General features: G+C 68.8%; 10 protein-coding genes. 7 read left to right on the plus strand and 3 right to left on the minus strand.

What is annotated here, in order from left to right; translation table 11 throughout:
- Positions 1-139: 139 nt before the first annotated feature.
- Positions 140-568 (minus strand): MarR family winged helix-turn-helix transcriptional regulator, encoded by a 429-nt coding sequence (locus tag ABD156_RS14655; protein ID WP_344272256.1) that lies wholly within the window; start codon positions 566-568, stop codon positions 140-142.
- Positions 569-577: 9 nt separating this feature from the next.
- Positions 578-2,029: an FAD-dependent oxidoreductase gene (locus tag ABD156_RS14660; protein WP_344272259.1), complete on the minus strand. Its 1,452-nt coding sequence runs from the start codon at positions 2,027-2,029 to the stop codon at positions 578-580.
- An 85-nt stretch (positions 2,030-2,114) separates the two neighbouring features.
- Here ABD156_RS14660 and ABD156_RS14665 point away from each other — a divergent pair, with 85 nt between their 5' ends.
- Together ABD156_RS14665 and ABD156_RS14670 are read left to right on the plus strand one after the other, a co-directional pair.
- A complete protein-coding gene (locus ABD156_RS14665; RefSeq protein WP_344272262.1) occupies positions 2,115-3,158 on the plus strand; it encodes a TetR/AcrR family transcriptional regulator C-terminal ligand-binding domain-containing protein in 1,044 nt (347 codons plus the stop codon).
- A 149-nt stretch (positions 3,159-3,307) separates the two neighbouring features.
- Positions 3,308-4,459 carry an integrase core domain-containing protein gene (locus ABD156_RS14670; protein WP_344272264.1) on the plus strand — a complete coding sequence of 384 codons (1,152 nt, stop codon included), beginning with the start codon at positions 3,308-3,310 and terminating at the stop codon, positions 4,457-4,459.
- Positions 4,460-4,851: 392 nt separating this feature from the next.
- Here ABD156_RS14670 and ABD156_RS14675 read toward each other — a convergent pair whose 3' ends face one another.
- Positions 4,852-5,421: a YdcF family protein gene (locus ABD156_RS14675; RefSeq protein ID WP_344272268.1), complete on the minus strand. Its 570-nt coding sequence runs from the start codon at positions 5,419-5,421 to the stop codon at positions 4,852-4,854.
- A gap of 128 nt (positions 5,422-5,549) precedes the next feature.
- On the opposite strand from ABD156_RS14675, the gene ABD156_RS14680 reads away from it, so the two are divergent.
- From ABD156_RS14680 to ABD156_RS14700, 5 genes are all read left to right on the plus strand, one after another.
- Complete coding sequence (locus ABD156_RS14680; RefSeq protein ID WP_344272270.1) at positions 5,550-7,196, plus strand: sigma-54-dependent Fis family transcriptional regulator; 1,647 nt, start codon at positions 5,550-5,552, stop codon at positions 7,194-7,196.
- A gap of 63 nt (positions 7,197-7,259) precedes the next feature.
- Complete coding sequence (locus tag ABD156_RS14685) at positions 7,260-8,759, plus strand: aldehyde dehydrogenase family protein (protein WP_344272272.1); 1,500 nt, start codon at positions 7,260-7,262, stop codon at positions 8,757-8,759.
- A gap of 28 nt (positions 8,760-8,787) precedes the next feature.
- The gene (locus ABD156_RS14690) at positions 8,788-9,909 is read left to right on the plus strand and encodes an NDMA-dependent alcohol dehydrogenase (RefSeq protein ID WP_037810481.1); all 1,122 of its coding nucleotides are present in this window, start codon (positions 8,788-8,790) and stop codon (positions 9,907-9,909) included.
- Positions 9,906-10,844 carry an AAA family ATPase gene (locus ABD156_RS14695; protein ID WP_344272276.1) on the plus strand — a complete coding sequence of 313 codons (939 nt, stop codon included), beginning with the start codon at positions 9,906-9,908 and terminating at the stop codon, positions 10,842-10,844. The genes ABD156_RS14690 and ABD156_RS14695 overlap by 4 nt, the downstream gene beginning before the upstream one ends.
- A 254-nt stretch (positions 10,845-11,098) precedes the next feature.
- Positions 11,099-11,776 (plus strand): vWA domain-containing protein, encoded by a 678-nt coding sequence (locus tag ABD156_RS14700; protein WP_344272348.1) that lies wholly within the window; start codon positions 11,099-11,101, stop codon positions 11,774-11,776.
- Positions 11,777-11,815: the final 39 nt, after the last annotated feature.

Here is an 11,815-nt window from a genome sequence, read left to right on the forward strand (position 1 = left end):
CCCGTGCCCCGGGCTCACCCGGAGATGTCGTCTTCACCTGCCACGATAGGAATCCTCTTGATCGAGTCTGCTGTCCGTCGGCCAGGATACCAGGAAGCGGACGAAGCGCATCCGGGTTCCACAGTGGACGGACGAGGGGTCAGAACGTCTGGCCCAACCGTTCCAGCAACGGGGCCGCTTCCTTCAGCACCGCCAGCTCCTGCGGCGAAAAGCTCGTGCTGAGCGAAGCCGCGAACTGGCGCATCCGGGCATCGCGGCGGGCGCGCAGTACCTCAACGCCCTCGGGGGTAAGCGAGACGATCATCTGGCGTCCGTCGGCGGGGTCTGGGGCCCGGGTTACGAAGCCTCGCGTGGACAGGCCGCTGATGGTCGCGCTCATGGCTTGCGGGGTGATTTGCTCGGCGCGGGCTAGCGCGGCGGTGGTGGCGGGGCCGTCGCGGTTCAGGCGGGCCAGTGCGGAGCGTTCCGGCAGGGACAGTTCGGCCGTGACCTGGCTCTGGCGCAGCCTGCGGGCGATCAGGCTGACCGCGCCGTACAGCGTCGCGGCCAGTTCGTCGGGGGCGGACATGGGAAGAGGCTAGAGCAGGTACTCCGTGACAGCGGCGAAGTCGCCCGCGTCCGAGATCAGGCCGACGTAGCCGTCGGGGCGGAGCAGGACGAGGGTGCGGTCGGTCGGGGAGTATGCGCGGGCCAGGTGGCCGGCGGAATCCGCGATCTCGTCCTCGGCGGCGGCTTCGGGAACGACATGGAAGGTGCGGACGGCGGACTCGAAGCGGGGGCCGAAGTTCAGCAGGGTGAATTGGCCGCCGCGGGTGAGGTCGAAGAGGCGGCATTTGCCGGTCGTGGTGGTGAGGCCGGGGGCGTCGGGGGCGCGATCGCCTGCGCGGAGCTGGGCGGAATCGGCGCGGTCGTCGCGGGCCAGGACGGAACCGCGGTAGTTGACGTTGAGCTGGGTCGTGTCCCGGTCGCTGCGGATGGGGATGCTCTTCTGTTTGGCGGCTTCGGCCAGCCGTGCGGTCGACAGCTGCAGCACGCCGATGGCGATCGGGCGGCGTTCGGACTCGTAGGTGTCCAGCAGTGCCGGTACCCCGGCGGCGAGTTTCCAGCCCAGGTTGTGCGCGTCCTGGATGCCGGTGTTCATGCCCTGGCCGCCGGCGGGGGAGTGCACGTGCGCGGCGTCGCCGGCGAGGAAGACGCGGCCTTCGCGGTATCGGTCGGCCAGGCGGGTGTTGGAGCGCCACACGGACGTCCATTCCGGTTTGTGCAGGCGGAGGTCGGTGCGGCCGCTTCGCCGGTCGAAGATCGTTTGCAGGGTGGCGAGGTCGAGGTCGGATTCGCCGAGGATGGGCGCTTGGTACTGGAACAGCTCGGTGGACGGCAGCGGGCAGAGGCTGACGAAACCCTCGTCGCAGCGCCACATGTGCCAGGCGTCGCGGTCGAGGCCGTCGACGGCCAGGTCGGCGACGATCATCCGGATCCGCTCGTCCGTCTCGCCTTCGAACGCGATCCCGGCCTGTTTGCGGACGACGCCGCGGCCGCCGTCGCAGCCGATCAACCACTCCGCGCGGACGGTTTCGGTCTGGTCGCCGGTGCGCAGCACTGCCGTCACGGCGTCGGCGGATTGGTCGAAACTTTCGAGTGCGGTGCCGAATTCGACTGTGCCGCCGAGTTCGGCCAGCCGCAGGCCGAGGGTTTCTTCGACCCGCCATTGCGGCGTGATGACCGTTGCGGGGTAAGGAACATCGAGCCGCTGCTCGTAGGTCGGGCCGCCGCTCGTCTGGCCGTCCGGGCTGGTCAGGCGGATCGGCATCGCTGCCTTGCCGTTGGCGAGGATGCGGTCGATGACGCCGAGGTCGTCGAACACCTCGAGGCTGCGCGGCTGCAGACCCTTGCCGCGCGAGCCCGGGCGAAGGCCAGGCGACGCTTCGATCAGCCGGAACGCGACGCCGCGCCGGGCGAGTTCGCAGGCCAGCGTGAGCCCGGTCGGGCCCGCTCCGGCGATCAGGACTGGAAATTCTGGCGTGGACAATTTCTACCCCCTGGCTCCGAAGAACTCCTGTCCGCCAGGGTAGGGAAACTTGCTAAGAAAGACAAACCTTTCTACTGTGGGCCAGGTGGCCCCTGAAACCGTCCGCCGCCGCCGCGGCGAGGAGCTGGAATCCGCGTTGCTGGCCGCCGGATGGGACGAACTGGTCGAAGCCGGATACGCGCGGCTGACCATGGAATCGGTGGCCGTGCGCGCCCGCACGAGCGAGGCCGTGCTCTATCGGCGGTGGGCCAACAAGGATGAGCTCGTGCTGGCCGCGATGCGGCGGCACCGCGACGTCAACCCGATCGCCGCCCCGGACACCGGAAGCTTGCGCGGCGATCTGCTCGCGTACCTGACCGCGACCAGCGAAGCGCTGGCCGGATTCCTCGCCATCGCGGCCGCCGCGGCTTTCTCCGGGCTGTCGTTCGGCGCCGGCACCACCCCGGGCGAAGTCCGCGACCAGATCATCGGCGACCGGCTGCTCCCGCAAGGGGCGATCTACCAGCGCGCGCACGACCGGGGCGAGATCGACCTGGCGCACCTCTCCGCCGCGGTGCTCGAATTGCCGTTCCAGCTGGTGCGCCACGACTTGCTGCTGGATCTCGCGCCGCCCCGGCCCGCGCGGATCCGGTCGATCGTCGACGAGGTCTTCCTTCCACTCGTCCAGTCAAGAGTTAAAGACTTAACTTCGAGCCGGAAAAGGCAGCCGGAGACGCTGCCGGGCGACCTTTTCCGGTCGATTCGCTGGGTGCAGCGCAAGCGGATCGAGGAATGGAGCCGCACGCGCGACCTCACCTTCGAACAGGCCATGGTGCTCGGCTACCTGGAGCGGCAGCCTGGCGTCATCCAGCGAGACGTCGCGGAGATGAGTTACACGACGCCCGCGAATGTCTCCCTGCTGCTGAAGGGGCTGGAGCGCCGCGGTCTGGTCGAGCGCCGTACGGAGGGCGGGCGCAAGCGGGTCTTCGCCACGCCAGCCGGGCTCGGCCTGGTCGCGGGGCTGGATGCGGTGCTGGCCGAGGCGGACGAGATGGTCTTCGCGTCGCTCGAACCGGACGAGCGGGCCGGGCTGGAAGCGTTGGTGGCCAAGATCAACGCGCATCTGCCGGGAGCTGCTGGGGTCTCGTGAGCGGCGATCCCGGTTCTAACCGGCTGCTCCAGTTCAGGACATCGTGAACAGTTGATGTTTCAGGACATCGCGGACACTGACCGGCCTGTCGGCGTGGTGACCAGTTGTTTCGTGGTGATCATGCGTCGATGGGCAGAGCAGGGTTTTCGATGGATCCCGAGTTCGTCGCCGCGGTCGCCCGCGCCGCCTCAGGCGAAAACGTCAACATCGCGAGGTTCTGCCGCGAGCACGGCCTGTCCCGGGACACCTTCTACAAATACCTGGCCCGGTTCCGGGACGAGGGAGCCGACGGGTTCACCCGCCGCAGCACCGCCCCGCACCGCCGCCCGACCGCGTTCGGGCCGGCGGCGGCCGAGGCGGTGCTGCGGGCCCGCAAAGAACTCGCCGACGAAGGACTCGACAACGGCCCGATCTCGATCCGCTGGCGACTCGAAGACGCCGGAACCACCCCCGTGCCCTCGCAGTCCTCGGTCTACCGGATCCTGCGCGCCCGCGGCCAGATCGTCCCGCAACCCCGCAAGAAACCGCGAACGCGGCGCCGGTTCGAATACGCCGACCCCAACGGCTGCTGGCAGATCGACGGCATGGAGCACTGCCTCGCCGACGGCACCAAAGTCTGCATCGTCCAGATCCTCGACGACCACTCCCGCCTCGACGTCGGCGCCTACGCCGCGGCCAGCGAGAACGGCGCCGACACCTGGGCCGCGCTGCAACAGGCCTTCGCCGGCCACGGCCTGCCCGTCCGGCTGCTCTCGGACAACGGACTGGCCTTCTCCGGCAAACACCGCGGCCGCATGGTCGACCTCGAACGCCGCCTCGCCGAGCGAGGGATCACCGCCATCGCCTCCACCCCGCACCACCCGCAAACCTGCGGCAAAGACGAACGCGCCCACCAGACCCTGCGGAAATGGCTCGCCGCCCGACCGCCCGCCGACACCCTCGCCGACCTGCAACACCTGCTCGAGGACTACCGGCGGATCTACAACCACCGCCGCCACCAGAGCCTCGACGGCCAGACACCCCGGCAGCGTTACGACGCCCGACCGAAAGCTCTCTCCGCCACCGGCCCGCACCGGCCCAGCGGCGTCACCGCCCGCCCCGTCTCCGCCACCGGCGTCATCGCGTTCTCCGGCTGCTCCATCGTCCTCGGACGCCACTGGGCCGGACACACCGCCACCGTCTACTGGCAAGCAGACCGCGTCACCGTCATGACCGGCGACACCCTCGCCCGCCAGCTCACCCTCAACAGATCAGTACGCTACCAACGCCTCACCAACCACAAACCGTCCACGAAGTCCTGAAACACATCTGTCCGTGAGGTCCTGAAACATGGCACCCGGGTTCTAACCGGCATTGCCACTCACGAGCCCGGAGCCCGTTGTCCGCGGCAGGGTGCCGAGCTGCGGAGAGGCAGCCGCGGCGAGCGCCCCGGCTAGCGCTGGGTTCGGGCGCGCTGCGGCGGGATGGCCGCGGCTCACCACCGCTGCCGCAGTTCGCCGGTGCAGCTGCGGCTCACCGTGGCGGGATGGCCGCAGTTCACGGCCGCAGTCGCGGCTCATCGCTGCAGCCGCGGCTCATCGCTGCAGCCGCAGTTCACCGGTGCAGCCGCAGTTCACCGGTGCAGCCGCGGCTCATCGCCGCAGCCGCAGTTCATCGCCGCAGTCGCGGCTCACCGTGGCGGGATGGCCGCGGCTCACTGCCGCAGTCGCAGCAACCTCTGTTTCCCCAGCACCGCCAGCACCGGCTTCACCGCCAGCAGTTCCCCGAACCGGTAATCCGCCGCGGGCACCAGCCGCTCCGCCAGGTCCGGCCGCTGCTTCCGCAGGTAGTGGCGTGCTTTCTCCGCGTGCAAGGAATTCGAGACGATCTTGATCCGGTCCGCGTCCTCGATCAGCGGCACTGCGCCGAGCACGTTCTCCCACGTCGACCGGCTCTCCGTCTCCAGCACCAGCTCGCCGCGGTAGCCGTACGCCCGCGCATACCGCGCCATCAGCACGGCCTCCGCCTCCGCGCCGCCGACAGCGCCGCCGCACAGCACCAGCCGCGACAGGCCGGGTGCCTGGGAACGTACTGCCGCCCGGACTCGCCAGCGGTTCACGAAATTGGCCCGCGACCCGCCGTTTCGGTACCCCAGCACGACGACCGCCTCGCCGGTGCCCGCCGTCCCGGGACGGTCGCCCATTCCGCGACGCGAGGATCGCCAGTGTTCCCACTCGGCCCAGCCGGACGCCAGGACGAGGAGCATCAGAAAACGCCGCAGCACCCACCCGATCGTACCAGTGTCCACAAAGGACAGACTGGGCCGAGAAAGACGCACGTCTGGAACTTGTCGATCCGCGAAGGTACTGTCACACGAACCGCTACGTCGCCGTCCGGTAGTCGGGAGGAGCAGTGTCGCTCGGAGGGATACCGTCGCAGGGCTCCGCCGTCCTGCGGCCGCCGATCGCCGATTCGTGGCGCCGGTCCCGGCTGTTCGGCGTGGAGCCGGAGCTGGACCGGGCCGCGATTTCGATCGCCGAGGTCGATCCGCGCAGCCGGCTGATGACCGCCGCCCGCCCGGTGCTGGACCAGCTCGTCGAGCAGCTCACCGGCACCCGGTTCTCCATCCTGCTCGCCGACCGCGACTGCCGGCTCGTCTTCCGCTGGTTCGGCGACCGCGGCCTGCAGCGCCAACTGGAAGACCTCGGCGTGCTGCACGGGTCGCAGCTCAGCGAGGGCCGTGTCGGCACGAACGCGCTCGGCACGCCGCACGAATCGCGCCAGGCGGTGGAAATCCACGGCCAGGAGCACTACGCCGACGCGTTGAAGCGGTTCAGCTGCTACGGCCACCCGATCCGCCATCCGCTCACCGGGCGCATCGAAGGCGTCCTCGACATCACCGGCGAGAGCGACAGTGGCAACCCGCTTTTCGGGCCGCTGGTGAAACGCGTCGTCGGCGACATCGAACAGCTTGTGCTGGAGAGCGCCCGTGCCTGCGAAAGGCGGCTCTTCCTGGCGTTCCAGCAGGCCACGCACCACCGCAGCGTCCCGGTCGCGGTACTCGGCGGGGATTTGGTGTTCGCCAACGAGACCTGCATCGAACAGTTGAGGCCGGCCGATCCGACCCTGCTGCGCACGCTGTTGCCGCAAGTCCCGGAACGCGGAGTATTCGACACTCGCCTCGATGTGGGTGACGGAATCAGTCTTTCGGTCGTAGCCGAACGCGTCGAAGGTTCGACGGACGGTGCCGTCTTCCGGATCGCGAAGGCACCGAGCAGCAGCCGAAAACCGGCCCCTGCCGCGACAAAACCAGCACGCTCGGTCCTCGTCACAGGCGAACCGGGCACCGGCCGCACCACCGCGGCCCGTGCGCGAGCCGGCGTGGACGATCCGGTCGTCCTGCACGCCGCCGCCGCGCTCCGCGAGGAACCCCGAGCCTGGGCAGCAAGATTCACTGACCTCGTCGCGCAGCCGCACACCGCCGTTGTCCTGGACGACGTGCACCTGCTTCCGGAGAGCCTGCTCCCGTTGGTCGGCGAGGCGCTCGACAACCCGGAATCGGCCCGGTTGCTGCTCACTTCCGTCCCGTCAGACGCGATGTCCCCAGCCGTCGCGGCGATCGCGGCAAGGTGCGCGGAAACCGTCGCTCTCGTCCCGCTGCGCGAGCGCCTCGACGACCTGCCCGCGATCGCCGTGACGATGCTCCGCGACGAATATCCGGACCGGAAACCGCACTTCACCGGCACCGCGCTGGCCGCGCTGCGCACGCATCCGTGGCCGGGCAACTTGCACGAGCTGCGCGCGGTGATGCGCGAAGTGTCCCGCCTTCCGTACACGGGGGTGATCGACCTCGCCCAGCTGCCGCCCGCGTGCCGCGGCAGTTCCCGCACGAGGCAGCTCGGCGGGCGCGAACTCGCCGAACGGAACGCGATTGTCACGGCGTTGCGCGCCAGCGAAGGCAACAAGCTGCGCGCGGCCCGCGAACTCGGCATCAGCCGCACCACGCTCTATCGCCGGATGCAGGCGCTGGGTGTGACCGACGACTGTCCACTTCTGTAACACTTCGCCCCCGGTCCGCCGGGTGACGATGACCTCCATCACAACGAAGTGAGGAGGCGCCAGGTGACCGCAACGGTGGAATTCCCCCTGCACACCCAGGTCCGGGAGTTCGTGTCCGGCCCGCTGGAGCTCTTGATCGGCGGGCGCTGGGTCCCGGCCGCGTCGGGCCGGACGTTCCCGACCTACGACCCGGCCACCGGGGAGAAGATCGCCGAGGTCGCGCACGGCGAGGCCGAGGACGTCAACCGCGCCGTCGCCGCCGCGCGCAAGGCGTTCGACGCGGGCCCGTGGGCCGCGATGAAGCCGAACGAACGCGAACGGCTGATCTGGCGCATCGGCGATCTGCTGTCCGAGCGGGCGGAGATCTTCGGCCAGCTGGAAGCGCTCGACAACGGCAAGTCCGCGGCCATCGCGACGGCGGTGGACACGAACTGGGCCGCCGACGTCTTCCGCTACTACGCGGGCTGGGCGACCAAGATCGAAGGCAGCACGGTGAACGTGTCGATGCCGTTCGCGCCGGACGCGCAGTTCCACGCCTACACGCTGCGCGAGCCGGTCGGCGTGTGCGGGCAGATCATCCCGTGGAACTTCCCGCTGCTGATGGCCGCGTGGAAGATCGCGCCGGCGCTCGCCGCGGGCAACACCGTGGTGCTCAAGCCCGCCGAACAGACGCCGCTGACCGCGCTGCTGCTGGGCAAGCTGTTCGAGGAAGCCGGATTCCCGCCCGGCGTGGTCAACATCGTCACCGGCTTCGGCGACGCCGGGGCCGCGCTGGCCGCGCACGAAGGCGTGGACAAGGTCGCGTTCACCGGTTCGACCGAGGTGGGCAAGAAGATCGTCCAGGCGGCGAGCGGAAACCTGAAGAAGGTTTCGCTGGAGCTGGGCGGAAAGAGCCCGAACGTGGTGTTCGCCGACGCCGATCTCGACCTCGCGGTGCCCGGCTCGGTCAACGCGTGGATGTTCAACCACGGCCAGTGCTGCGTCGCCGGAACGCGGCTGTACGTGGAGGACACGATCTTCGAGGAGTTCACCCAGGCGGTCGCGCAGGCGGCGAGCCAGGTGAAAATCGGGCCGGGCCTCGACCCGGAAACCCAGCTGGGCCCGATGGTTTCCCAGGAGCAGTTCGACCGCGTTTCGCGCTATCTCGGCGAAGGCCTCGCCGACGGCGCCCGCGCGCTCACCGGCGGAAAACGCTGGGGCGACACCGGATGCTTCATCGAGCCGACCGTTTTCGTTGACGTGAAACCGGAATTCAGCATCGTCCGGGAAGAAATCTTCGGCCCGGTCGTGGCGGCCATGCCGTTCAACGCCGAACAGGGCGTGGCCGCCGCGGCCAACAACAGCGAGTACGGACTGGCTGCCGGGGTCTGGACACGCGACGTCGCGAAGGCGCACCGTACTGCGAAGGAACTGAAGGCAGGCTCGGTGTGGGTCAACCAGTACAACGGCTTCGACACGGCGATGCCGTTCGGCGGCTACAAGCAGTCCGGCTGGGGCCGGGAGCTGGGCGCGGCCGCGCTCGACCTCTACACCCAGACCAAGTCCGTGAACATCGCGCTGTGATCCGCCCGCTCGAACAAAGGAGTTCCCGATGAAGACGAAAGCCGCAGTCGTCTACGAGGTGGGCAAGCCGATCGAGGTGGTCGAACTCGACCTCGAAGGCCCCGGCGAGGGCGAGGTGCTGATCCGGTACACGCACGCCGGCCTGTGCCACTCGGACGTGCACATCGCGCACGGCGACCTGGAGGCCCGGCTGCCGATGGTGCTCGGCCACGAGGGCGCGGGCATCATCGAGGACGTCGGCCCCGGCGTCACCCGGGTCAAGCCGGGCGACCACGTGGTGTGCTCGTTCATCCCGAACTGCGGCGTGTGCCGCTGGTGTTCCACCGGGCAGCAGGCGATCTGCGACATGGGCGCCACGATCCTCGAGGGCTACCTGCCCGGCGAGCGGTTCCCGTTCAGCGGCCCCGGCCCGGTCAAGCAGTACGGCGCGATGTGCATGCTCGGCACGTTCAGCCAGTACTCGACGATCCACCAGAACTCGGTCGTGAAGGTCGACGACGACCTGCCGCTCGACAAGGCGGTGCTGGTCGGCTGCGGCGTCCCGACCGGATGGGGTTCGGCGGTCAACGCGGCCAACGTACGCCCGGGCGAGACGGTGATCGTGTCCGGCGTCGGCGGCATCGGCATCAACGCGGTGCAGGGCGCGCGCTACGCCGGCGCGAAGAACGTGATCGCGCTGGACCCGCTGGAGAACAAGCGCGAAAAGGCCATGGAACTCGGCGCGACGCACGCGGTCGCGACGCCGGAGGAAGCGGCCGAGCTGGCGCAGTCGTTCACCAACGGCAACGGCGCGGACAAGACGATCGTGACCGCGGGCATCGTCACCGAGGAGATCGTGACCGGCGCGTTCAACGCCACCGGCAAGGGCGGCACGATCGTGCTGACCGGGCTGAACAAACTGTCGGTCAACAACGTCAACCTCCCCGGCTCGATCCTGACGCTGTTCAAGAAGACCGTGAAGGGCAGCCTGTTCGGCGACTGCAACCCGACCGTGGACATCCCGAAGATCCTCGGGCTGTACCAGAGCGGGGACCTGAAGCTGGACGAGATCATCACCCGCACGTACACCCTGGAAGAGGTCAACCAGGGGTACGACGATCTGCTGGAGGGCCGGAACGTGCGCGGCGTGCTGGTCCACGACGCACCGTGACGGCTTTGTCGGCGGACTGCGGGCCGGTTTCCGGCCCGCAGTCCGCGGTTCCCCTGTTGACCGCCGATGTCGTCGGCCGCCGCCGCGAAATCGAACTGCTCCTGGCCGGTCTCGACTGCGGCGCACACGTCGTGCTGGAAGGCCCGCCAGGCACCGGAAAAACCACGCTCCTGCGCGCAGTCGCGGAAGCAGGCGGCTCACCGTTCGTCTTCGTCGAAGGCAACGCGGAACTGACCCCTGCCCGCCTCGTCGGACAATTCGACCCTTCGCGAGTACTCGCCGAAGGCTACGTGCCAGAGACCTTTGTGGACGGTCCGCTGATCGAAGCCCTGCGCACCGGCGGCCTGCTGTACGTCGAGGAAGTCAACCGAATCCCGGAGGAGACCCTCAACGTCCTGATCACGGTAATGTCGGAAGCCGAACTCCACGTGCCGCGCCTGGGTCGAGTACGCGCAGCGGACGGTTTCCGTTTGGTAGCCGCGATGAACCCCTTCGACGCAGTCGGCACCGCCCGAATCTCGTCGGCGATTTACGATCGCGTCTGCCGAATCGTCATGGGCTACCAAAGCCAAGACGAGGAAGCCGACATCGTCGCCCGCCGCAGCCCGCCGGTTCCCGCAGAATGGCGAGACCAGGTAGTAGATCTGGTCCGCCGCACCCGCGACCACAGCGATGTCCGAGTCGGCTCCTCCGTACGCGGCGCCATCGACGTCGTACGCCTGGCAGTTTCCCTGGCCCGAATCCGCGGCGCTTCCGCCACGGACTGGCGAATCGGCCACGACGCCGCACTGGCCGCCCTGTCCGGCCGGATCGCCTTGCACGAATCCAGCGGTCGCACTGCGGAATCAGTAATCGACGAGTTGTACGTCGCAGTCTTCGGCACGGAATCCCCTCCACCGGACTCGAAGGACGGTGACCCGCCGGGGGAAGCCTGAGCCCGCCACCGGCGGGCCAACAGCAGCGGTCACCCCGGCCAGGCTCCGCGCGGAGCAGCACCACACCGCGCTCCGAACTCTCCCGCAACGGCCGCTTCGCGGAAATCTCGCCCGAAGTCGGCGTACTGGACGAAGAAGCCTTCAGTGCGGCGTTCCGTGAGGATGCGGACGAGGCAATGGCCTTGCTAGTCGAGATGAGCAAAGCCACCGACGAGTCCTTGCGCGCAGCCGCCCGAGGCCTAGCCAGCCGCCTGATGATCGACGTCGCACGCCGCGGCGTCGCCCGAGCCCGAGGGGTAGGAAAACTACGCCGAGACCGAGCCGACCGAGGCGGCGAACTAGACCTGGACCGCTCCCTGCCCGCATTGGTAGACGCGGCCGCAGTAGGCGGAGTCCCAGCCCTGGACGACCTGATAGCCCGCCGGTGGGCACGCCCCGAATTGGCCCTGTGCTTGGTAATCGACACCAGCGGCTCCATGACCGGAGCCCGCCTGGCCGCCGCTGCCCTCACCGCTGCGGCGTGTTCATGGCGAGCACCAGCGGAACATGCAGTGGTTTCCTTCGCCCGAACCGCAGAGGTAATCCGCCCGCTACGCTCTTCCCGCTCGAAGGCGTCGGTAGTGGATTCGGTCCTGTCGCTGCGAGGCCACGGAGTAACAGCCCTGGCGGCGGCTTTGCGGAAAGCGAATGAACAACTAACTTCCTCGCGAGCAGCCAGAAAAACGATTCTCCTGCTCTCGGATTGCCGAGCAACAGATGACGAGGACCCGTTGGCCGCCGCCCGCGCCTGCGAAGAACTATTGATCCTGGCCCCAGCCGAAGACTGCGAGGAAGCCGAACGCTTCGCCCGGGAATCAGGTGCCCGCTGGCACCCACTCAGCGGTGCTGCAGCCGCCCCCGCCGCACTGGCCACGCTGCTAGACCGTCCGTGAGGGGAACCCTGAGGGACTCAGAGTCCCTCAGGGTTCCCC

The sequence above is a fragment of the Amycolatopsis albidoflavus genome (assembly GCF_039525725.1).
Lineage (GTDB): Bacteria > Actinomycetota > Actinomycetes > Mycobacteriales > Pseudonocardiaceae > Amycolatopsis > Amycolatopsis albidoflava.